The 22,174-nt window shown below is 59.1% G+C and carries 19 protein-coding genes; all 19 read right to left on the bottom strand.

Going from position 1 to position 22,174, the window contains the following annotated elements:
* Positions 1-54 precede the first annotated feature (54 nt).
* The 19 genes from ACTQV4_RS01080 to ACTQV4_RS00990 all read right to left on the bottom strand — a co-directional run bounded on the left by ACTQV4_RS01080 (position 55) and on the right by ACTQV4_RS00990 (position 22,161).
* Positions 55-372 carry a stage V sporulation protein S gene (locus ACTQV4_RS01080; protein ID WP_441569058.1) on the bottom strand — a complete coding sequence of 106 codons (318 nt, stop codon included), beginning with the start codon at positions 370-372 and terminating at the stop codon, positions 55-57.
* Positions 373-446: 74 nt separating this feature from the next.
* Positions 447-1,532, bottom strand: a complete 1,086-nt coding sequence (locus tag ACTQV4_RS01075) for an ATP-binding protein (protein WP_427717475.1) — start codon at positions 1,530-1,532, stop codon at positions 447-449.
* Between the two features lies 1 nt (position 1,533).
* Positions 1,534-3,087, bottom strand: coding sequence for a ribonuclease Y (gene rny / locus ACTQV4_RS01070; RefSeq protein ID WP_441569057.1), 1,554 nt, complete (start codon positions 3,085-3,087; stop codon positions 1,534-1,536).
* A 257-nt stretch (positions 3,088-3,344) separates the two neighbouring features.
* Positions 3,345-4,037, bottom strand: coding sequence for a regulatory protein RecX (locus ACTQV4_RS01065; protein WP_441569055.1), 693 nt, complete (start codon positions 4,035-4,037; stop codon positions 3,345-3,347).
* An 11-nt stretch (positions 4,038-4,048) separates the two neighbouring features.
* The gene (gene recA / locus ACTQV4_RS01060) at positions 4,049-5,197 is read right to left on the bottom strand and encodes a recombinase RecA (protein WP_441569053.1); all 1,149 of its coding nucleotides are present in this window, start codon (positions 5,195-5,197) and stop codon (positions 4,049-4,051) included.
* 257 nt (positions 5,198-5,454) lie between these two features.
* Positions 5,455-5,985, bottom strand: coding sequence for a CinA family protein (locus ACTQV4_RS01055; protein WP_441569051.1), 531 nt, complete (start codon positions 5,983-5,985; stop codon positions 5,455-5,457).
* 12 nt (positions 5,986-5,997) lie between these two features.
* Positions 5,998-6,546: a CDP-diacylglycerol--glycerol-3-phosphate 3-phosphatidyltransferase gene (pgsA, locus tag ACTQV4_RS01050; protein WP_441569138.1), complete on the bottom strand. Its 549-nt coding sequence runs from the start codon at positions 6,544-6,546 to the stop codon at positions 5,998-6,000.
* A gap of 99 nt (positions 6,547-6,645) precedes the next feature.
* Positions 6,646-7,995 (bottom strand): 30S ribosomal protein S12 methylthiotransferase RimO, encoded by a 1,350-nt coding sequence (gene rimO / locus ACTQV4_RS01045; protein WP_154516325.1) that lies wholly within the window; start codon positions 7,993-7,995, stop codon positions 6,646-6,648.
* Between the two features lie 26 nt (positions 7,996-8,021).
* A complete protein-coding gene (locus tag ACTQV4_RS01040; RefSeq protein ID WP_118079877.1) occupies positions 8,022-8,519 on the bottom strand; it encodes a YajQ family cyclic di-GMP-binding protein in 498 nt (165 codons plus the stop codon).
* 26 nt (positions 8,520-8,545) lie between these two features.
* Positions 8,546-10,036: a RodZ domain-containing protein gene (locus ACTQV4_RS01035; protein WP_441569049.1), complete on the bottom strand. Its 1,491-nt coding sequence runs from the start codon at positions 10,034-10,036 to the stop codon at positions 8,546-8,548.
* Positions 10,036-12,819, bottom strand: a complete 2,784-nt coding sequence (locus ACTQV4_RS01030) for a DNA translocase FtsK 4TM domain-containing protein (RefSeq protein WP_441569048.1) — start codon at positions 12,817-12,819, stop codon at positions 10,036-10,038. The genes ACTQV4_RS01035 and ACTQV4_RS01030 overlap by 1 nt, the downstream gene beginning before the upstream one ends.
* Position 12,820: 1 nt before the next feature.
* Positions 12,821-14,491, bottom strand: coding sequence for a ribonuclease J (locus tag ACTQV4_RS01025; protein WP_117654800.1), 1,671 nt, complete (start codon positions 14,489-14,491; stop codon positions 12,821-12,823).
* Positions 14,492-14,979: 488 nt separating this feature from the next.
* A complete protein-coding gene (locus ACTQV4_RS01020; protein ID WP_441569046.1) occupies positions 14,980-15,447 on the bottom strand; it encodes a YfcE family phosphodiesterase in 468 nt (155 codons plus the stop codon).
* A gap of 94 nt (positions 15,448-15,541) precedes the next feature.
* Positions 15,542-16,258, bottom strand: a complete 717-nt coding sequence (locus ACTQV4_RS01015; protein ID WP_154518646.1) for a LytR/AlgR family response regulator transcription factor — start codon at positions 16,256-16,258, stop codon at positions 15,542-15,544.
* A gap of 72 nt (positions 16,259-16,330) precedes the next feature.
* Positions 16,331-17,674 carry a histidine kinase gene (locus tag ACTQV4_RS01010; RefSeq protein WP_441569044.1) on the bottom strand — a complete coding sequence of 448 codons (1,344 nt, stop codon included), beginning with the start codon at positions 17,672-17,674 and terminating at the stop codon, positions 16,331-16,333.
* Complete coding sequence (locus ACTQV4_RS01005) at positions 17,671-18,858, bottom strand: glycosyltransferase (protein WP_441569042.1); 1,188 nt, start codon at positions 18,856-18,858, stop codon at positions 17,671-17,673. The genes ACTQV4_RS01010 and ACTQV4_RS01005 overlap by 4 nt, the downstream gene beginning before the upstream one ends.
* A 170-nt stretch (positions 18,859-19,028) precedes the next feature.
* Positions 19,029-20,288 carry an MFS transporter gene (locus ACTQV4_RS01000; protein WP_441569040.1) on the bottom strand — a complete coding sequence of 420 codons (1,260 nt, stop codon included), beginning with the start codon at positions 20,286-20,288 and terminating at the stop codon, positions 19,029-19,031.
* Positions 20,289-20,389: 101 nt separating this feature from the next.
* A complete protein-coding gene (locus tag ACTQV4_RS00995) occupies positions 20,390-21,334 on the bottom strand; it encodes a zinc dependent phospholipase C family protein (protein ID WP_441569038.1) in 945 nt (314 codons plus the stop codon).
* 92 nt (positions 21,335-21,426) lie between these two features.
* Entirely contained in the window at positions 21,427-22,161 is a 735-nt protein-coding gene (locus tag ACTQV4_RS00990; protein ID WP_154518631.1) for a LytR/AlgR family response regulator transcription factor, read from the bottom strand.
* Positions 22,162-22,174 lie beyond the last annotated feature (13 nt).

Below are 22,174 nucleotides of genomic sequence, written 5' to 3'. Positions count from 1 at the left end.
CCTAACGATGATATCGACGGGGCACAAAGGTGCTACAAATGTGCGAAAACTCGCTTACGCAACAGGCTTAACGTCGTCCATGACGACATTGTCCACAGCAGCCCGATTAATCTGGTGAACGTAGATAGAGAGACGGATTGCCGTGCGAGACTCCCCGTTAATGAGGATGTCAGAGAACACCGGCGCACAAGAGACATCAAAGCCAGTCGGAATCAGAAAACCTCGCGCAATGGCAACGGCCTTTATGGCCTGGTTGACGGCGCCGGCACCGACGCACTGAATGTTGACGGGAACGCCATCTTTGACCATACCGGCAATGGCGCCGGCAACGGACGCGGGCGATGATTTGCTTGATACCTTCAGGCAATCCATGAAGAAACTCCTGCGTTTAAAAGTACGTTTTAACTGCAATAACTGTATCGTACCGAGCGGACTCGGTAAAGATGCTACTCCTCTTTGGCAAGATCGAACGTCACGGTGATGCGATCACGTGAAACGCGAATCTTAGGGTCGCCGCACAGATTGAGGTAATACCGGGCGGCGAGGTCATTGAAGTCGCGCTCAACAGCACGCGAAAACTGCGCCATGTCATCCTTGGCAATGCGAAGGCCTCGACGGTCCTTGGCAAGATCGACTGGAGCCGGCAAATGCGAGGTGGAATCGCGCTCGCGCAGCAGACGCGCGCACACACCGCGAACGGGCTTAATCTGTCCTGACAGAATACGGTGGGCAGTACGCTCGGACATCTCGAGACCCAGCCCGGAGCAAATCCGGATAAAGTCCTCGGCATCCGAGGCAAGACCTAAACGATCGATAACCGGAAGCTCACACTCGTCATCGATAAAGAGCAGGCGTGACGTATCGAGACGACTGGAAGCCTGGGCATACAGGGTCGCAGCGATCTCGGACGGAGAGCCCAGATACACGTCGCAGTCGCGCAGCTCCTCAAGGGCAAACTCGCAGGCTGCGCGAATGATGTTGTGAGGACCGCGAGCGCATACATAGCGGCCGTCTTCGTCTTTAACCGCCTGAGGCCAGCTCGACTGATCGGCGCGCTCAGCCAAGCGATCGGTATCAACACACACCTTAAACGCTGAGCCCAAATCGACGCCCGATGTAACAACGCGTGCCTCATCGGTGTTCTGCTTGATAGAGAACAGCGCCATACCACGACCGTGAACACCCCAACGGTCCATCTTCATGCTCTCGAGCTTGGAGGTGACACGGGCATCGAAGATACGCTCCTGCATATCCTGCGGCACACCCGAACCGTTATCCAGGAAGAGGAGGGTACGAACACCCTCCTCCTTGGTCGTGGCTAGATAGACCTTATCGGCTCCGGCATCGCGAGCATTACGCAGCATCTCGATGACAATGTCCTCTACATGCTGAATGTCATGCTTGGCCTGACGGCGCTCGGCCTCCGAAACGCGGAGGCGGACATACCCCTCGCCAAGGTTTTCCTCGACGCGAAGGTTGCCCTCCCCCGACATCGACGCGATAAATGAGATGAGCTCGTTCGCGTCGTTCATGTTATTTAGCGATATCGACGGCACGGCTCTCGCGAATCACGACAACGCGCACCTGACCGGGATACTCCATCTCTTCCTCGATCTGATGGGCGATATCGTGCGCAAGCACCGTGGACTGGGCATCGGAAATCTTGTCCGGCTGAACCATGACATGGACCTCGCGACCGGCCTGCATAGCATAGGTACGCTCGACGCCGTCATAAGAGTTGGCAATCTCCTCGAGCTTCTCAAGGCGCTTGATGTAGCTCTCGGCCGACTCGCGACGGGCGCCGGGACGAGAAGCGGAAACAGCATCGGCAGCCTGGACCAGAACGTCGAGCACCGTGTTGGGGTCGACATCGGCATGATGGGCCTCGATTGCGTGGACGATAACGGGCTTCTCGCCATAACGGCGGGCAAGCTCGGCGCCAATCACAGCATGCGGACCCTCAACGTCGTGGTCGATGGCCTTGCCCAGGTCATGCAGAAGACCCGCGCGCTTGGCGGTCACAACATCCAGACCAAGCTCGGAGGCCATGATGCCGCACAGGTCGGAGACCTCAAGCGAGTGCTGTAGCACGTTCTGACCAAACGAGGTGCGGTAGCGCAGAGCGCCCAGGGTTTTGACAATCTCGGGATGCAGGTCGTGGATTCCGGTATCGAAGGCGGCCTGCTCGCCGGCTTCGAGCACACGCTGCTGAACCAAGTCAGCGGCCTTGTGGTACATCTCCTCGATGCGGGCGGGGTGAATACGACCGTCGGCAATGAGGTTCTCGAGCGCCACGCGGGCGGTCTCACGACGGACCGGATCAAAGCTCGAAAGCACGACGGTCTCGGGGGTGTCGTCGATCACAAGGTTGACGCCGGAAACCTGCTCGAAAGTACGGATGTTACGACCCTCGCGACCGATGATGCGGCCCTTAAGGTCATCGGAGGGAATATGAACGGACGTGACGGTGACCTCGGCGGTATGGTCGGCGGCACAACGCTGGATCGCCAGGGAGAGAATCTCCTGAGCGGTCTTGTGGCACTCGGCGCGGACCTGTTGCTCGGACTCACGGATGATGGTGGCCGCCTCATGGGTAACCTCACCGCGGACCTTGTCGAGCAGCTCCTTGTGAGCATCCTCGCGCGTAAGGTCGGCAATACGCTCGAGCTCGGAGGTCTGCTTGGCGCAAAGCTCCTCAAGTTCGCGAGAGCGCTTCTCGACCTGACCGGCCTGGCTGGACAGCTGATGCTCGCGCTTATCGAGCGCATCGTTGCGTCTGTCGAGCGATTCCTCGCGCTGCATCACGCGATTTTCGAGCGCGCGAATCTCGCTCTTACGCTGCTTGTCCTCGGCCTCGGCGGCCTGTTTGTTCTTGATGATTTCTTCCTTAGCCTCGAGCAGAGCCTCTTTTTTGAGGGTCTCGGCCTGACGCTTAGCATCACCGATCAGGGACTCTGCCTGCGCGTGTGCCGACTGAATCTTTTCTTCGGCCTCGTGAAGACTACCCTGCTTGGCGGTGCGCATGTAGACAATGGCGACGATGGCACCCAAAACAATGCCAACGAGCGCTGCAATGATAGGCGGCATGCTCACTCCTTTTTATGGATTCGTTACACAACAAAGCGAACCGTCCATACGAACGGCTCGCGACATTTGAGTAATATGGGCGCAGCTTATGCGGGTCGGATACAGATAAACATATAAACAAACTCATCGCAGATGAGCACATATCACAATGCAAATGACAGTAATTATCCTACGTTGAACCGCAACAACTGTCAAATTAACGCACCCAGCACGGCGCCTATCGAGCGGTGAACGGCAGGAGCGTAACGTGCGCATGCTTAAACGTCGCATTTCTCGCTTAAGGCATCGAGGCGCGCCTTAACGGCATCGGCGGCAATGTGATAGGAAAAGCCCTTGCCCATCAAAAATCTGACGAGCTTTTCGAATGCACGTGCCTCGGGAACGCGACGCTTAGCGAGCAAAGCCGATGCGCGAGCCAAGTCGTCATCCTCGGCAAAATAAGCCTCGGGATACCCTGGAATCTCATCAAGTGCAACATGGCGACGCTTAAGTTCAGTCTCGATTTTGCGCTGTCCCCAACCACGACGCTTACGCTCCTCGATAAAGTACGAGCTAAAGCGGTTCTCATCTAAAAAACGATACTCGATGGCACGATTGACGGCAAAGTCGATCGCGGGCTGACGAAAGCCATAGCGCGCCAACTTATCGCGCACCTCGCCCGTAGCATGATCGCGACGCGAAAGCATCTCGGTCACCATGGTAAGCGCACATTTGCATTCGATAAGCTGCACCGCCTCGCGAAAGTCATCCCAGTCGCAGGGAAGATCGAGACGGTTCTGAACGTACACACGTGCCACACGCACGGGAATCCAAATGGACCGTTCAAAACCGCCCTCCAGATCGCAATCGATATGTGCACAGGGCTTTTTAGACGCATAACCGCTCGAGAACGAGGAGGCCGTCTTCTTATCCGGAAAAACGACCCTAGCCTCGGTCACCGTATACGACATGTCGGCATCCGTTACTCGTCGTCATCGTCGAGCATCGCGGAGCCATCGATGGCATACAGCTCGTCAAACTCCTCGGGGGCGGGCTGATCGGTCAACTCAACCTCGGAGGGGGCATCATCGTCATACTCAAGACCGCAGGCAAGACGAACCTTGTGCTCGATCTCGTCGGCGCAATCGGGATGCTCGTGCAGGAACGTCTTAGCGGCCTCGCGACCGTTGCCGAGTTTGTCCTCACCATAGGCAAACCAAGACCCCATCTTTTTGCATATGCCGCACTCGACAGCCATATCCAGAATCGAGCCCTCTTTAGAAATGCCGGTGCCATACATGATGTCAAATTCGGCCGAGCGGAACGGAGCAGCCACCTTGTTCTTAACGACCTTGGCACGTACGCGATTGCCGATAACCTCGTCCTTGAGCTTGATGGTATCGATTTTGCGAATATCGATACGCACGGAAGAGAAGAACTTGAGTGCGCGGCCGCCTGTGGTGGTCTCGGGGTTGCCGAACATGACGCCGATCTTCTCGCGCAATTGGTTAATGAAGATGCAGGTTGTGTTGGACTTGGCAAGCGAGCCGGCGAGCTTGCGGAGCGCCTGACTCATCAAGCGAGCCTGCAGACCCACCGTCGTGTCACCGATCTCGCCCTCGATTTCGGCACGTGGAGTCAAAGCGGCAACAGAGTCGACGACGATGGCGTCGATGGCACCGGAACGCACAAGCATGTCAACGATCTCGAGCGCCTGTTCACCCGTATCGGGCTGGGAAATCAGCACCTCGTCGATATCGACGCCGATGCGCGCGGCGTAGGTGGGATCAAGCGCATGCTCAGCGTCGATAAAAGCCACGACACCGCCCATGGCCTGAGCCTCTGCAAGAATCTCGAGCGAAAGCGTTGTCTTACCGGAGGACTCGGGGCCATAAATCTCAACGATACGGCCGCGTGGCACGCCGCCGATACCCAAGGCGGCATCGAGCGCCAGAGAGCCCGTCGGAATAGCCTCGACCTCGAGCTCGGGACCGCCGTCGCCATACCTCATAATAGAACCCTGGCCGAACTTCTTCTCGATCTCGGCCTTGGTAGTGGCGATCATCTCGTCGCGCTCTTTACCCGTCGTGCGCGTATGAACGGTACGTACGGGACCTGAATTCTTGGCCATGAATAGCCCTCCTCTTAACAACCTGAATCGATGATAAACGAACGGCTGTTCGTGGTCAACCGTTCAGGTTCATCATATGCACCCGTCCATTCCAAAACCCGACCAAACGCCGACCAAACGCCGACCAAACGCTTGACCATGCCAATCGCAAATACGAGTGCTCGTACAAATTAAAGACATGTGCCAGCGCAAGCGCATTCCTTACCAAAGGTCCCTATCTCCACAATTAAGGGGCCCTAAGGCCCCTTAAAACACGTCTATTCCATGGAATTGAGCACGCGGACAATGCGTTCCAAAGCCTCAGCGACCGCATAGGCACGGACGCACGACCGATCACCCTCGTAGTGACAGCGCGCAGACTCAACGACCGTCGCTCCCCCATCGGCCGCACGATACGCCCAGCCGATATAGAACGTGCCGGCGGGGTCTTGCTCGGTACCGCCGCCGGGCCCAGCGTAGCCCGTTGCGCTCACGGCGACATCGCTCTGATAGAGGTCCAGCGAGCCCGCGGCCATCTCGCGCGCCGTCTGATGCGACACGGCGCTAAACCGATCGAGCGTTTCCTGCTCGACGCCGAGCACGCGATGTTTGATCTCATCGCAGTAGGTCACCGCACCGCCACGAAGTACCGCCGAGGCACCCGGGATATCGGCAATCGTCGAGGCGATCATGCCCGCCGTCAGCGACTCCGCCGTCGACACCGTCACGCCACGGGCACTCGCGCGCTTGACAATATCGCGTGCCAGCTCCTCGTTGTTTGCGGCGATCTGCAAATAAGACTCCGTCATGCCCACCAGGACCTAGACCGAAAAGACGATCTTGCGGCAGTTCCAGAAGTACTGGGCACCCGAGATAATGGTCAAAATGACAGCGATGACGTACAGGACGCGCGACACCGAATAGACACCGAGCAGCAGCGACGCCGGCCCCAGCTGAAGACCGGCCATCGCAAAGACGCACAGATAGCCACAGATGGAGACCATCGTGGTCGCCGTCTTGTACTTGCCGAGCTTATCGGCGGCAACGACCACACCGGCAGCACTCGCGACCATGCGAAGTGCGCTCACCAACAGCTCGCGGAACAGGATAATGAACACGGACCACACGGTCACCGCGCCAAAATCCAAGAACAGCAGCAAGGCCGAGAACACCAGCAACTTGTCGGCGATGGGGTCCAAGAACTTGCCGAAATCGGTGATCTCGTTGCGTGAGCGCGCCAGATAGCCGTCGACCTTATCGGTGCACGACAGGATCACATACAGAATGAAGGCAGCGGCGGCGAGCGGGCCGTCAAAGGTGCTCCAGTCCGTACCGGCAACGCTCGCGTGAGACAGGGCCGAGACGATCATGAACACCGGAATAAAGACGATGCGAACGCACGTCACGATGTTGGCGGGCGTCCAAACGCTCGTCAGTTCCTTATTGCTCTCGTTTGCCACGACGCTCTCCTACTCCACAACATGGCCGATAAGCTCATAGCAGAAGCTATCGGTAAACTCGACGGTCAAAATATCGCCCACGGACGCCTCGCTGGCGTCCAGATGCACCGCGCCATCGGAATCGGGCGCCTGGAACCAGGCATGACCGATCAGCTCGGCGCCGTCCTCGGTCTCCTCGATACCGTCGACGATTACCTGGGCGCGCTCGCCCACATGGGCTGCCGTGGCGGCAAAACCCAGCGACTCGGCCAGATCCATGGCCTCCTGGGCGCGCTCGAGCTTGACCTCCTCATCGACCTGGCCCTCCATATTGGCGGCCAGGCTGCCCTCCTCCCGCGAGTAGGCAAAGACGCTCGTATAGTCAAAGCCGACGGTGTCCATAAAGTCGATAAGATCACGGAACTCGTCGTCGGTCTCGGTCGGAAAGCCGACCATGGCCGTGGAGCGAATCACGATGCCGGGGATACGATCACGAAGATCGCGGAACAGTTCCTCGAGCTCCTGACGCGAACCGGAGCGACGCATGGCCTTGAGGATGCGCGCGTCGCAGTGCTGCACGGGGATATCGATATAGGGCAATACCTCGGGCGTATCGCGAATCGTCTCGATAAGCTCGTCGGTCATGCCCTCGGGCTGCAGATAGAGCACGCGAACCCAGACGTTGTGCGGGCGCACAGCCTCGGCGACGGCGCGCAGCAGCTGCGCCAGATTGCGCGGTGAGGCCTCAGCGGCGTCCTCATCGGCAAAGTCGGTGCCCCAAATGCCCGTGTCCTGGCCGATCAGCACGATCTCGCGCACACCGCCGGCAACCAGGTCGCGCACCTCGGAGATAATGCTTTCGGCATTGCGCGAATGATAGCGACCGCGAATGTAGGGAATCATGCAGAAGCTGCAAAAACGATTGCAGCCATCGGAGATCTTGACGTAGGCGACAGCGCCCTCGACGGTACGCTTGACCTGCGGGATATAGGCAGCGATTTCACGCTCCACACCAAGAACGCCATCGATGACAGAGACGATACCGTCTTCCTCATCGGCCTTCACAAATGCCGCGACCTCGGGCAGCTCGTCGGGCAGGTCGTCGCCGTAACGAGACGGCACGCAACCGCACATGACAATGGGGCAGGAGCGAACGCCGTCCTGCACCTCGTTAGCGAGCTCGAGCGTGGTCTCGATGCTCTCAGACGTCGCCGAGGTAAGAAACGAGCACGTATTGACAATGGCGATATCGGCATCCTGAGGATCGAATGCCTCCTCGTAGCCCGCAGCGGTCAGCAACGAACGCATGCGGTCGGTATCGACCTCGTTCTTGGCGCAGCCAAGCGTGATATAGAGTACGGAACCCAACGGAGTATCCATGTTGGAGAGCGGTCCTTTCGAGTAAATTAGCGGTAGTTGGTAAACTGCAGCGGCTGGCCGTAGTCCTGGTCGCGCAGGAACTGAATCACCGTCTGTAAAGCGTCCTTAGAAGCCGAGGAAACGCGCAGCTTATCGGCCTCGATGGTCACCTTGACCTTAAGCTTTTGATCCTTGATGTCTTTATTGATCTTCTTTGCGGTCGCCTGGTCGATGCCCTCGACGATATGACCGAGCACGCGCACGGTACCGCCCGAAGCCGCCTGCGGGGCGTCCCAAGAGACAGCCTTGAGGTCGATACCGCGCTTGATGAGCTTGGAGCTCAAAACATCGATGATCTGCTTGGAGACAAAATCGGCCGGAGCGTTAATCGTAAAGAGCTTGTCGCCCTTCGAAAGCTCGATGGTGGCGCCGGAGTCTTTAAGGTCATAGCGCTGGGAAATCTCGCGGGCGGTCTGCTGGAAGGCGTTATCGACCTCCTGCATGTTAACCTCGGACACAACGTCGAAGCTGGAATCTTTAGCCATGGTTCTTCCTTTCGGTACGGGGAGCCTTAGTAGCTGTCGTACGAATAGTCATCTGTATCGTTCACTGTCTGGCCGTCGGATGCCGTGTCGGTGCCGACGGTAGACTGGACATCGGTGCCGTCGGCATTATCGGTACCGCCGGCATTATCGCCGTTCGCGGAGTCAGCGGTCTCCTTCTTGGGAACGGTAATGGTCACGCGCGCCACACCCGATGTCTTGGTGTCATAGCGAACCTTTTCACCATTCTTGGTGACCGTGACATCGGAGGGCTTGGACGTGGTGATCTCAATCGAGGACTCGGGCGTGTACTCCTGCTCAAAAGGACCGGTCGCTTGAGCGCCATAGACCGATTTACCGTCGACCTTGACCTCGATCCAGGCGGTCTTGCCCTTGGCAACAGAGACCTTGACCTTGGTGACCTCGTCCTCTTCCTTTTCCACCGTCGCCTTGGCGGAATCGGAACCGGCCGCATCCGTCGCCTCGTCGGCGTCTTTGTCCTCGTCAGTGGATTCGGTCTTCTTGGAAGATTTCTTAGTCGTCGTCTTGGTAGCCACGGGTGTCTCGGGCGTCGACTCGGGTGCAGCAGAGCCGCAACCACGCAGGAGTACCACGATGAGCAAAATCAACAGTAGCACCACGGCACCGATGCCAACGTAAATAATGCGCGGATCGATCGTGTTGTATTGAGAGGCGCGCCCAACGCCGCGTCCGCGATTGGAGCTACCACGACCATTACCCTGCGGTATGCGGCCGCGACCGCTATCGGGACGACCACGATAGCTACTCTGGCGCTGAGAACCCCGCCGGCCCGGACGCGGCGCAAGCTCGCCACGGCCCTGATAGCCGCGCTGGCCAGAGCGAGGCGCCGAAGAGCGCTGCCCATAGGGCTGGGATTGCGAACGGAGGCGCGGCGTCACCTGCGTGGTATCGGCGTCGGAATAGCCATCGCGGGAACGCCCGGCGGGTACTCCGCGATAGCTACGACCGGAGTATCCACCGTCGCCGTAACCGGCGCGAGGATCGCGACTCAACCCGCGAGCGGCGGGAAGCGCACGGTCATCTGGCAGGGGCGTACTGCGAAAACGATCTCGCTGAGAACGAATTTCCTCGCTGGAGCCCGTCTCGGTGATATAGCCCGCTTGCGGAGGGCGCTGGCCGTACCGTGTCGTACGACCACCCTGAACCATCAAAAAACGACCGTTATCGACCGAAGAACGCGAGTTAACGTAGCCGGCAGCATCCTGAAAACGACCGCCCTGCTGCGAGGTATCGCGTTCATATGCCATGAGGTCGTCAAAATAAGCGTTGACGACCTCGCGCGGGTTAAGCCCCAAAAAGCGAGCGTAGCTCGAAATCATGCCCTGCGCATAGCCACGCGGGGGCATCGATGCAAAGTTACCAGTCTCGAAAAACTCGATGATCTGCGGCCTGATTTTGATGGTGTTGGCGACCTGCTGGATGGAAAGGCCCATCCGGCGACGCTGCTCGAGCAGCATGTCACCAAAGCGTGCAGCCATCAGAATCCTCCAAACTCACGATCTTCACGTACCATCTCGGCGTCGACAGACTCCAGCGCGGCAAGCCCTTCGTCATCCAGCAGGACCTCGCGCGGCTTGGAACCGTCGGGCGGGCCGACGACGCCCTTTTCTTCCAGCATGTCCATAATACGCCCGGCGCGCGCATAGCCAACCTTGAGGCGGCGTTGCAGGCCAGATGTGGAGCCAAGCTGCGATTCCACCACAATATGAGCGGCCTCCCAGATAAGCGGGTCGTCATCCTGCGGTTCGGCAACGCCCGTGCGGACAATACCGCCGCCACCAGCCATGGACATGGAAGCAGGCGCCACGGCAGACAGAATCTCCTCGTGGTAGTCGGGCTCGCTTTGCGACTTAACGAACTCGACGATCTCGTTGATCTCATCATCCGAGACAAAACAGCCCTGGATACGGCGGGGCTTGCCCCAGTCGACCTTGGAGAACAGCATGTCGCCCAAACCGGTGAGCTTTTCGGCGCCCATCTGGTCGATAATGACGCGGGAATCGATGCCCGTGGCCACGTTAAAGGCGATACGATTGGTGATGTTGGCCTTAATGAGGCCCGTCACCACGTTGGAGCTGGGGCGCTGCGTAGCCACGATAAGGTGAATACCGGCGGCACGGCCCAGCTGGGCGATACGAACGATCGAGGCCTCGACATCCTTGCCGGCAACCATCATCAGGTCCGATAGCTCGTCGATGATAATGACCAGATAGGGCATCTTTTGCGGCGGGTTATCGTAGTGTTCGAACTCGCCGGCAGCCTGCTTTTCGTTATACGTCGAGATCTTGCGAACGTTGAGGCGCTCGAACACCTTCAGGCGACGCTCCATCTCGGAGACAGCCCATTGCAAGGCACTCGCAGCCTGCTTGGGTTCGGTCACCACGGGCACATAGAGATGGGGCAGGCCGTTATAGCCGGCAAGCTCAACGCGCTTGGGATCGACCATGATCAAGCGAACGTCCTCGGGAAGCGCGCGCATGAGCAGGGTCGTAATGATGGAGTTGATCATAACCGACTTACCGGAGCCGGTGGTACCGGCAATAAGCAGGTGGGGCATCTTGGCGAGGTCGGCGACGACGGGCGTGCCCTCGGCATCGCGGCCGATGGCCAGCTCGAGCGGACCGCCCTTCACATAGGGAAGCACGTCGCCCAGGTTAACGTTCTGGCGCTTGCGATTGGGAATCTCGATACCCACAAGCGAGGTGCCGGGAATCGGCGCAAAGATACGCACCGACTGGGCGGCAAGCGAAAGCGCGATATCGTCCTCGAGGCTCGAAATCTTGCTCACGCGCTCGCCCTCGCCGGGCTGCAGCTTAAAGGTCGTCACCGTGGGACCGGCAATCCAGCCGACGACGCGAGCGCTACGGCCAAACTCCAGCAACGTGGACTGCAGCGACTCGGCCGTCTGCTCCAACTCCTTGTCAGAAGACGCGGCGGACGCCGACTGCGGGTTGGCGTGCAGGATTTCGAGCGGCGGGAGTTTGAGGCCATCCTCTTGCTCGCCCTCGACATCGGCAGCAGTGCCGTCAGCTCCCCCATCGCCGGCTGCAACAGGAGCAGCGGAAGCCGTTGGGGTGGAGGCGTCGGCAACCTTGGGATGCTTCAGGAAATCGGGGATCTGCGGGGCAGCAGACACGGGGTTCACGGCAAACGGCGGCTCGGACTCGTCGACCTTGTCCGGGTCGTCTTCCATCGAAAGCTGTCCGGTGACCTGTCCTCGCCTGTCTTGGCGACGCGGCAGCAAAGTTGTCTTGGCGGTCTCGAGCGGACACTCGTCATCCTCGTCATCGCCCGCGGTGAGTTCGATTTCGCTATCGGACCAAGACGGGTCGGGCTCACTCGTGTTGAGCTTGGGCGCGGCCTTGCCCTTGTTGGCATGGCGACGCGGCAGCAGCGTGGTCTTGGCGCGCTCGGCCTCCACAGCCTCGGACACGTCGACAAACGGATCATCGTCCTCGTCGTCATCGTCCAGAACAGGGTCCGCATCATTGCCCATGACCGTGGTCACGGCCATATCGGAGCCCTTCTGACGAAGAATGCTCAGGTGCGGACGGGCGATGCCGGGAACCGACAGGGCCTCTTCGTCGCCCCACGGGCTCGCATTGACATCGGCACGACGGCGCTCGGCAAAATCGGCAGCGCGATCGCGCGCAGAGCGCAAAACGCCACCCACCGAAAAGCCGATGATGACAAAGCCAACGACGGCCAAACCCAACAGGACCACCATCGCGATAGGTTTACCCAGGGCATTCTGCAGCGCACTCGCAATAAACGCACCGATGTAGCCACCCGAAGCGGACAGGTTTTGCGGCACAAACATGAGGTCGCACGAATCGCTCGTGCCCGGCACCATCAACGAAAGAATGGAGACGACGGCGATAAAGACAACGGCGCCACCCGCGACCGAGCGAATGTTGAGCGGCGAGTCCTCACCCAAAAAGAGCGTGGCGGCAAACAGCAAAATGACGATCGGCAGCACGTAGGCGCCCAGGCCAAAGCCAAGATGGTAGAAACCGGCAACCACTGCCGTCACGGGTGCCGTTGCCGGAGAAATCACGGCAATGAAAGACGCAATCGCCAAAACGGCAATAACCACGCCGGCGATATCGCGGTTGGCCGAAGGCTCGACCAGGGGCTCAAAATCGTCGAACTCGGCCTCGTGGCCCTTATTGGCACGAAGATGGGAACCGGCACCCTTAGCAGATGCCGGTTGGTTGTTGGCTTTATTGCCTTTGGCGTTTTGTGCAGATCCGCGCGCCAAACTAAACCTCCATGACGACCGGGATGATCATCGGACGGGTGCGCGTACGGCTCCAAATGAAGTTGGAGAGCGAATCGCGCACGGCCTTGCGAATGGCATCGGAGCCGCTGCTCGTAAAGCTAAACTTGCCCTTCTCGATTGTCTTCATGATGGATGCGGAGGCATCCTCGGAGAACTGATCGTCGATAGCAAATGAAACGCCACGGCCCGAGAACTCGATAGCCTCGATTTTCTTATGCTTGAGCGAGACGATGGCGACAGCCGTGACCATACCGTCATTGGCGAGCTTCTGACGATCGCGCAGGACGATGGGGTCGGTATCACCGATGCGCAGGCCGTCGACGTAGACGACGCCGGATTCGACGGGCGTGCCGCGCTTGACAATACCACCGCGCATCTCGAGCGTGTCACCGTTATCGAGGATAAAGATGTGATCATCCTTAATGCCCATCTTACGGGCAAGCTGGGCATGGGCACGCAGGTGCACGGCCTCGCCGTGAACCGGCATAAAATAGGTGGGCTTGGCCATGGCCATCAGGAGCTTGAGCTCCTCCTGGCTGCCGTGACCCGAGACATGGACGAGGGCACGGTTCTTGTCCCACACGTCGCAGCCAAGCTTGGCCAGGCTGTTGACGACCTGCTGGACGGCCTTCTCGTTGCCGGGAACAGGCGTAGCGGACAGGATGACGGTATCGCCCTCGTGGATGGAGAGCGTCTTGTGCTCGCCGTTGGCCATACGGGACAGCGCCGACAGCGGCTCGCCCTGAGAGCCGGTGCACATGACGACAATCTTGTCGTCAGGCAGGTTATCGATATCGAAGGCATCGATGATATCGGCATCGTCGATGTTGAGGTAGCCCAGCTCGCGCGCCACGCGGGTGTTGGTGAGCATGGAACGTCCGGTCACGACGACCTTGCGGCCGCACTTGCGGGCGGCGTCGCAGATCTGCTGCAGGCGATGGATATGGCTCGAGAACGACGCGACGAACACGCGGCCCGGGGCATTCTTGATGGCGTGCAGCAAGTTGGGGCCGACTTCGGCCTCGGACTTGGTAAAGCCCGGAACCGTGGCGTTGGTGGAGTCGGAAAGCAACAGGTCGATGCCCTGCTTGGCAAAGCGACTGATGGCGGCATAATCGGGCGTGACGCCATCGATGGGCGTCTGGTCGAGCTTAAAGTCGCCCGTGTGCATAACGGTGCCCTGGTTGGTGCGAATGAATACGCCCAAAGCGCCCGGAATTGAGTGCGTCATAGAGAAGAAGTCGAGCGAAATGCCACCAAGATTGACATGGCTACCGCCCTTGACCTCGCGGAACTTGGGCGCGCGGATGCGGAACTCGGAAAGCTTGCCCTCGATGAAACCAAGCGTCAGCTTGCTCGAGAAGATGGGCACCTTGTTGTTGAGGTCCTGCAGCAGGTACGGAAGCGAACCGGTATGGTCCTCGTGGCCGTGGGTGACGATGATGCCGCGGAGCTTCTCCTCGTTCTCCAGAACATAGGTGTAGTCGGGAAGCACCAAATCGATACCGGGCTGGGAATCGTCGGGGAACATAAGGCCGGCGTCGACGAGCACCATGTCGTCGCCGCACTCGAAGACCGTCATATTCTTGCCGATGCCGTCAAGGCCTCCGAGCGGAATGATCTTCAAGGGAGATGATTTTTTAGCTGCCATAGGTTCGTGCGGTTTCCTTTCTTCGAAACGGGTCTGGAACAACCGACGGGGCGCTTCTGGCAAACCGACCGCCGGGAACGTACAAACATGCATCACGGAGTCGATGCAGTAACCGCATTATGATACCCATTTGCCCACCAACAGACCACCCATGCATCAAAGCCCCATCCAAACCGGTCTATCCCGCCGGTCTGGGGCCGTCGGGGGCCGGGGCGGGTTAAGTTTGCTGCTCTACAGTCCTGCGCAAGACGGAAAGCACATTAAGTGCTTTCCTTTGCGTGCGGAACTCGCGACAAACTTAACCCGCGCCAGCCGGCCCCGGAGACCCTCCCTGCCGTCACTTTGTTCGAAGACTTTGTTGCTCGCCGCTTCGCGGCTCGGGACCCCCGTTCTCCTCGGCGGGGTTGCCTGATGGTTGTTGTTGAACTTCGGCCTTTGGCTCAAAGAAAAACGGGAGATGCAATCTGCATCCCCCGTTTTTGTTGCGTTTACTCTAGGTCAATAAATTTGGTGCTGAGAATCTTGCCGTCCTTGACGAGCATTCTGGCCATGGTGGGGCCTCGGGTGCCTCTGGGGTAGCTAGCACTGCCGGGGTTGAGGACTAGACAGCGGCCTACTTGAGTTTCTTTGGTTACGTGAGTGTGACCGTTGATGGCTACGTCCACGGATCCCACCGGGAGGTCTTCGCGGTAGTGGGCTACGGCAAACTTAAGGCCCTCGTAGCTAAAGAGCGCCAGACGGTCCACTTCGGGGCCGTAATCACGGTAGTAGTCGTTATTGCCCAGAACCGCTCGCACGGGGGCAATGGTTCGCAGATGTTCGTAGTCCATCTCCGACGTAAGATCGCCGGCATGGATAATCAGGTCCGCGCCGCTCAACTCATCTAAAAGCGCGGGCGACAGATAACCGTGGGTGTCCGAGATGATGTCGATACGCTTGGCGCTTGCACTGTTCATGGGATCCCTTCCGCAAAACGATTTGGTGCATTCATACAAAAAGCCCCGCGGCTCCGCAGACGATTTTGGTCTACAGGGCTGCGGGGCCGGTGTGCTAGAGGCTCAGGGCCTTCTTGAGCGGTACGACGCGACGGCGCGAAACCGGTACGCGTTCGTCGACGCCCGTAATGCCCAGCTGGATAGCGCCCGAGGGAACCGTCTCGACGTCGGTAACACACGCCAAGTTAACGATATAGCGGCGGTGAACGCGGAAGAAGCCAAAATCACAGAGCTTGGCCTCGAACTGTGCCAGCGAGGTCGTCGACAAAAAACGGTCGTCGACGGTATAGATACAGGAGTAATCGTCCTTGGCCATAATGAAGCGAATGTCGTCCACGGGGATGAGCACCTTGCGGCCGCCCTTCTCCACCGGGATGCGCTCGATGGTCACCTTGCTGTCCGCAACGGGCTTCGTGCGCTGCATGACCTTCTCGATTGCACGATCCAGGCGGGCTTCCTCTACCGGCTTCATCAGATAGTCGACGGCATCCACATCAAACGCCTCAACCGCATGATCGCTGTACGCGGTCACAAACACGATCGCCGGCGGATTCTTAAGCTTATGCAGCGCCTCGGCAAGTTGCAGACCCGAAGCGCCAGGCATCGAAATATCGAGGAACACGACATCAACGCGACTCTCCATAAGCATCTCGATGGCGGAGCGAACGCTCGACGCTTCTGTGATCGTGCCGATCTTGCCCGTCTGCTCGAGCAAGAAGCGAAGTTCCGAACGGGCCGGGGCCTCATCATCCACAATCATCGCACGCAGCATGGGGATAAAACCTTTCGTCAACAAACTACATCGGGCATACGCCAACCGGCGTTAAGCCCGTGACCAATTATTCTACTCTTGAATGTCGAAGATGCTCTCCGACAAATCGAGATGTAGGAGCACTTTAGTGCCCTTACCCGGCGCCGATTCGACGCGCGTATAGGAGTGCGGCCCATAAAAGCGATAAATGCGCTCCGAAATATTGTGCATGGCAACGCCGGCGCCGCCACCCTGCGGGGAGCTGGCGTCGGGACGGGCAGAGCGCTCGTCAAACAGTCTGGCAGCGATGCCCTCGTCCATGCCCACACCGTCATCGGCCACCGAAATCAAAATCGCATCGTCACCATCCCTGCGCACCGTCACGTCAATCTTCAGCGCACTGGCATCACCCATGCCGTGACGCACGGCGTTCTCGACAATCGGTTGGATCACAAATGCCGGAACCAGCGTGTCCTCGACGTCCTCGGACACGTCAAAGGTCGCCAGCACGCGATCCTCGCCAAAGCGCGCCTTCTCAAACGTCAGGTAGCGCTTGGTCTGTGCGACCTCGCGCGACACGGGAATGAGCGAGCCCGAATTGTCGAGCGTTGCGCGATAGAACGAGGAGAACTCGCGCAGCAGCTCGCGGGCCCGCAGCGGGTCGGTACGCGTAAACGATGCGATGGTGTTGAGCGTGTTGAACAGGAAGTGCGGGTTAATCTGCGCCTGCAGGGCACGCACCTCGGCACGGGCCGTGAGCTCCTTTTGCACCTCGAGCTCGTGAATGGCGAGCTGCGTGGACAGGATTTCGGCAAAACCCGAGGCGAGCGCATACTGGGTACGGTCGACGGCACGCAGGGTCTTGTAATAGAACTTGAGCGTGCCGACGGTGCGGTCGCCCACCTTGATGGGTGCGATGATGCCAGCGGGGACCTGGTTGTGTGAGCCATCCGAACCCACCACGTCCACCACGCGGTTGAACGACTGGACGATACCGTGTTCGATGACGTAGCGCGTGGCGAGCGTATGAATGGGAGAATTGGGCAGCAGCTTTTCCTCAAACTCGCCCGCGCAGGCCAGTACGTTGCTCTCGTCGGTAACGGCAACTGTCATGGCGCGTGTCTCGGGCAAAATGCGCTGGCACACCAGACGTGCTGACTCCTGCGTCAGACCGCCTTTAATGTCCTCGAGCATGGCCGAGGCCACCGAGAGCGTCTCCTCGGTGTACTGCGAGCGAACCGAATCGGGATTGAGCGTCAAAAAGATAAAGATACACAGGAAGATGCATAGCAGCGTACAGGCGACCACGGTCGCGATTGGCTCGATTCCAGTCGCCAGGGCAAAAACAAAGTACACCAGCACACAAATGGCGCAGGATACGGCAATGATGCGAAAGATTGACATTGAGCTATCGCGCTGGGCGCGGCGGTCGATCATTCAGTCCCCTCCAGGATGCTGGTCAGCTGGGCGTCACGCCAGAGCTCATCCATAATCTTGGGCCAGAAGCTCTGGAAACGCAGGTAGCTTGCGGCGTTTTGGCGTGCGTAGGTCCTGGCCTCGTCAATACCGTGGCGCCAAATGCGTAGGTATCCCTCGTGCTCGCGGGTAAACATGCTGCGGACCATGGCAGTCTTACGCACGCGATCGTCAAGCTCGCGCGAAATCCACGGGCCCGGATAGGGCATGAGAGACGCGGCTGTAACGGGAACGAGCTCTTTCTGGTGCGCGGCAAACGTTAGCTTGGCACGTTCGTAGTACCAACGGTACACGTCCTGCATAAAGCGCGGCGAGCGTTTCTCGGACTCGGGCGGCAGATGGCGCACGGTCCACTCGTTATCAAACCATACGTCGTAGCCAAACATGCGCATATTAAAGAGGTAGTCCAGGTCCTCGCCACGAGTGATAAACGGGTCAAATGCCACGCGGGTAAAGGCGCGGGCATGGAGGGCCATAAGGCCGCCGCACACATAGTTTGAACGCGAAATACGGGTGCCCGAGAGCGCCTTTTTCATCCAGCGATTGAACTCAATACGCTTGGTCCACCAACGGTGGCAGATGCCCACCTTGTCCGTGGGGGCCAGCGGCGATCCGTCTCGATCGTAAAAGTAGCCGCTCTTAACCAAGATTGGCAGGCCCTGACGCGTCTGCTGCCCCAACGCGTAAGTCGCGCGTTTCATAAAGTCGGCATCGATGACAGTCTCGTCGTCATCCAAAAAGATGACGGCATCGTGACCCAGCACGGCGGCACAGGCAAGTCCCATATTGCGGATGGCGCCATAGCCGCGCAGGCTCACGCATTCTCCCGAACCCTTGGGCGCAATCTGCGCTACGCGGTCGGCGACACGCGATGCCTGGGTATTGGTGACTACGGTAACTTTGAGCGTAGGGTGCGCCTCGACGATTTCGCGTACGCGCTTCGACACATCCGCCGTGGCCGAGATGGGGCAGACCACCAAAAGGATGATTCGCGGAATATCGCGTACCTGCTCGAGCGAAGCAAGACAGTGATCGAGCTCGGGATTGGCGGCGTTGAGATTCGTCGAGTGGTCATAGACACCGGGAGCGTTTGCATGGGCATCATCGCCCGCCCAATATGTTGGAATCACAACCGTGGCGTTCATGCCTTCCCTCCCTGCAACACAAAAACGAGGCGCCGCCAAACACAGGCGACGCCCCGCGACCTAGCTGATTCCATCATACCCACTTGGGCAAATCATTGCTCGCAAGTCGCAATGTTTATTGCGGATAACCCCAAAAGAGTACCGCAGACAGGCACAATAGCCGCTCGCTCCTATGCGGCATGCTCTGCCGCTCGAGTCATGCGAGACAGGCGGGCCAGCAGCATAAAGCCAACGACCAGCAGCACAGCAATGGAAAGAACGCCCAGCGACGGGTTGCCGGTCAGCGAGGTGACGACCGACACCAGAAAGGTGCCCATAACGCTTGCATAGCGCCCAAAGATGTCAAAGAAGCCGTAGTACTCGTTGGACTTTTCCTTGGGGATGATGCGGCCAAAGTAGCTACGGCTGAGTGCCTGCACGCCACCCTGGAACAGGCCGACCATAATGGCAAGCACCCAGAATTCAAAGGCGGTCTTGAGGAAAAACGCGGCGAACAGCACAATGCCCATGTAGGCGGCGACCGCCACCAGGATCATGTTGAGCGTGCCCACGCGTCCGGCGAGCTTGCCGTAGATGATGGCGGACGGAAAGGCCACGAACTGTGTAACGAGCAGGGCCAGTACCAGCTGGGTCGAGTCGATGCCCAGAGCCGAACCGTAGCTGGTTGCCATGGAAATGACCGTGTGCACACCGTCGATGTAGAAGAAGAACGCAATCATGTAGACCAGCACGGTCTTGTTGTGGGCGATCTCGCGCATGGTGTGTACGACTTCGGAGAACACGCCGCCCACGATGTGGCCGATGGTGTCCTCGGGACCGCGCTCGCGACCGTACTTTTGCTTATAGGTGCGAATGAGCGGCAGGGTAAAGATGAGCCACCAGGCGCCAGTGATGACAAACGACAGACGCGTTGCCAGCATGGTGGGGACACCAAGAGCGGGACCACCCATGATAAGCGCCAGGCAGATGATGAACGGCACGGTGGAACCGATGTAGCCCCAGGCATAGCCCGAGCTGGACACGGCGTCCATGCGCTCGTCGGTGGTAATGTCGGGCAGCATGGCGTCGTAGAACGTCATAGAAGAGTTAAGGCCGATGGTGCACAGCACGTACACGGTCAAAAATGCCATGGCGGACATTGGAATAGCCTGCGCCAGGCAAAGAACCAGGCCCGTGAGGAAGAAGCCCAAGAAGAACTTGATCTTGTTGCCGGCGTAATCGGCAAGCGCGCCCAGAATGGGCATGAGCATGGCAATGACCAGCGAGGCAATCGTCTGCGCGTTGCCCCAAGCGACCACCAGGTCGGCCGAGGAAGCACCGGTATTGATGGCGTTAAAGTAGATGGGCACCACCGAGGTATTGAGCAGCACGAGGGCCGAGTTTCCCACATCGTACATGACCCAGTTACGCTCGAGCTTGGTGTATTTCATGGACAGGGACCCTTCGTATTCGCCCGATATGCAGTCAGTTCATCGTACCCCAATTGCACAGAGGCACCGGTAAGGATTCGGCAAAGGGGCACGCACGAGCCCTACTCCTCGCGGTCGAACTCTTCGTCAGCGCCGAGCACGCGACCGCTGTAATTGACATGGTTGGTCACGGCCTCCATATCGCCGGTCTCGATAAAGCGGGTGACCGTGCACTCGTAATCGACCAGCGCGCGGTCAAAGACCTCGGGGAAGCTCTCGTTCGAGACCTCATCGGTAAAGGGATTCTTCCACGTCAGATGGCCCAGATTGCCGGTGCGCTCGGGCGGCTCGGTCGTCACGCGGTGAGCAAGGCCATCGAGCAGGGAGTAGTCGTGTACTAGGCCCTCGACCAGGGCAATTGCACGCGTCTTGGCCGAGCCCGCCGGTTCAATGGCGCGATAGAGCAGCTGCATGTCGGCAACGGCGGCCCCGTACTCCCCCGCCGGGATGTCGATACCGTACACACGCCCGGCGACATAGCTCATCAGCACGCCGGCCACGCGATTGATGCGGTCGGTGGTGACGATCTCGCCCGCCGGCGGATAGTCCTCGGCCGTGGCCCCGTCGCGCTTGAGCTGCAGCATCAACACGTCCAGGTCACTTTCGAGCACCGCATGGACCTGGCTGCCCGAATCCTCCAGCTCGGGATCGGACTCGACAATGCCAAACTGCTGCTCGTAGACAAAGGGGTGGGCATTACGGTCGAGCACGTAGTGCGACAGCAGGCCCAGTGCAAAGGCGCGGCCCAAGTTGGCATCGCGCGGGAGCAAATGGGACACGCCGTCGCGCAGGCACGAGAACTGGCGCGACATGCGCGAGCGATGCATGACCTGCGCTAGCAGCGTGCAGTCGGAAACGCGCGGCGTCAGGATGTGGAAGAAAAACGGGTCGGGACCCTGGTTGCCCAGGATAAAGGCGATGCGTTCCTCGTCGGACGCAATGACGCCCTGCGGAAGACGGTCGATGCTTTCCTCGCCAAACAGATGATGCGTAATAAGCGCGGGCATAATGATCCTTTCGATTTCATTCGATGTCACCCATTATGCCCACCGTGCGGCCATGCCAAACCCGCGTCGGCAAACGATGGCATGCGGACCGTCTACACAAGCCCCAGGCGCGCCTTAACCTCGGCAGCGCGACGACGGGACACGGGCACCGTCGAGGTTACGCGATCGAGCCTGAGTTCCATAAGACCCGTAGAACCGATCTCGACATTGTGCACGTCTTCCAAATTGACCAGATAGCTGCGGTGGACACGGATAAAGCCCTCGGAGGCCAGGCGCCGCTCGAGCGATGAAATCGACTCATTGATCAGATATGTTCCCTCGGCGCAGACGGCGTTGCAAAAATCGGCGCGCGCCTCAAAGTAGCAGACATCCGCCACGGGAATGAACACCTTTTTACCCCCACGATCCACCGTCAGGCGCAAAGGCTGGCGCGGAGCATGGACGACACGGCGAGCGCCCAGGGCGGTCTCGATCTTGTCGAGCGCCTTTGACAGGCGAGCATCCTCGACCGGCTTTACGATGTAATCGACGGCATCGAGGTTATAGGCATCGGCCGCATACTCGGCAAATGCCGTCACAAACACCACGACCGGCGGTGTCTTTAGGTTCTGAAGCGTCTCGGCAAGCTCAATTCCCGAGCGACCGGGCATGGTAATGTCTAAAAACAGCACGTCGGGCTTGTTCGACAGAATCGATTCCACGGCTTCGGTGACATTGCCCGCCTCGGCAATCTGGCCCACACGCGCATCCTTTTCCAACAGATAGCGTAGCTCAGCCCTAATTGGGGGCTCGTCATCAACCACCAAGATGTTCCAGCCTTCGGACATATGCACTTCCCCT

The sequence above is a fragment of the Collinsella sp. LCP19S3_B11 genome, from assembly GCF_052121915.1.
GTDB lineage: Bacteria > Actinomycetota > Coriobacteriia > Coriobacteriales > Coriobacteriaceae > Collinsella.
The sequence above is the reverse complement of the archived record's forward strand: the minus strand, read 5'-3'. Positions and strand labels throughout refer to the sequence as shown.

What these genes read in the sequence shown, in the direction of transcription:
- ACTQV4_RS01020 (WP_441569046.1), bottom strand. Translation starts at nt 15,447, where the DNA reads ATGAACAGTGCAAGCGCCAAGCGTATCGACATCATCTCGGACACCCAC.
- ACTQV4_RS01015 (WP_154518646.1), bottom strand. Translation starts at nt 16,258, where the DNA reads ATGCTGCGTGCGATGATTGTGGATGATGAGGCCCCGGCCCGTTCGGAA.
- ACTQV4_RS01005 (WP_441569042.1), bottom strand. Translation starts at nt 18,858, where the DNA reads ATGAACGCCACGGTTGTGATTCCAACATATTGGGCGGGCGATGATGCC.
- ACTQV4_RS01000 (WP_441569040.1), bottom strand. Translation starts at nt 20,288, where the DNA reads ATGAAATACACCAAGCTCGAGCGTAACTGGGTCATGTACGATGTGGGA.
- ACTQV4_RS01025 (WP_117654800.1), bottom strand. Translation starts at nt 14,491, where the DNA reads ATGGCAGCTAAAAAATCATCTCCCTTGAAGATCATTCCGCTCGGAGGC.
- ACTQV4_RS01080 (WP_441569058.1), bottom strand. Translation starts at nt 372, where the DNA reads ATGGATTGCCTGAAGGTATCAAGCAAATCATCGCCCGCGTCCGTTGCC.
- rny (WP_441569057.1), bottom strand. Translation starts at nt 3,087, where the DNA reads ATGCCGCCTATCATTGCAGCGCTCGTTGGCATTGTTTTGGGTGCCATC.
- ACTQV4_RS00990 (WP_154518631.1), bottom strand. Translation starts at nt 22,161, where the DNA reads ATGTCCGAAGGCTGGAACATCTTGGTGGTTGATGACGAGCCCCCAATT.
- ACTQV4_RS01040 (WP_118079877.1), bottom strand. Translation starts at nt 8,519, where the DNA reads ATGGCTAAAGATTCCAGCTTCGACGTTGTGTCCGAGGTTAACATGCAG.
- ACTQV4_RS01010 (WP_441569044.1), bottom strand. Translation starts at nt 17,674, where the DNA reads ATGATCGACCGCCGCGCCCAGCGCGATAGCTCAATGTCAATCTTTCGC.
- ACTQV4_RS01055 (WP_441569051.1), bottom strand. Translation starts at nt 5,985, where the DNA reads ATGACGGAGTCTTATTTGCAGATCGCCGCAAACAACGAGGAGCTGGCA.
- ACTQV4_RS01075 (WP_427717475.1), bottom strand. Translation starts at nt 1,532, where the DNA reads ATGAACGACGCGAACGAGCTCATCTCATTTATCGCGTCGATGTCGGGG.
- ACTQV4_RS00995 (WP_441569038.1), bottom strand. Translation starts at nt 21,334, where the DNA reads ATGCCCGCGCTTATTACGCATCATCTGTTTGGCGAGGAAAGCATCGAC.
- ACTQV4_RS01065 (WP_441569055.1), bottom strand. Translation starts at nt 4,037, where the DNA reads ATGTCGTATACGGTGACCGAGGCTAGGGTCGTTTTTCCGGATAAGAAG.
- pgsA (WP_441569138.1), bottom strand. Translation starts at nt 6,546, where the DNA reads ATGATCGTCTCGGCCCTGTCTCACGCGAGCGTTGCCGGTACGGACTGG.
- ACTQV4_RS01035 (WP_441569049.1), bottom strand. Translation starts at nt 10,036, where the DNA reads ATGGCTGCACGCTTTGGTGACATGCTGCTCGAGCAGCGTCGCCGGATG.
- recA (WP_441569053.1), bottom strand. Translation starts at nt 5,197, where the DNA reads ATGGCCAAGAATTCAGGTCCCGTACGTACCGTTCATACGCGCACGACG.
- rimO (WP_154516325.1), bottom strand. Translation starts at nt 7,995, where the DNA reads ATGGATACTCCGTTGGGTTCCGTACTCTATATCACGCTTGGCTGCGCC.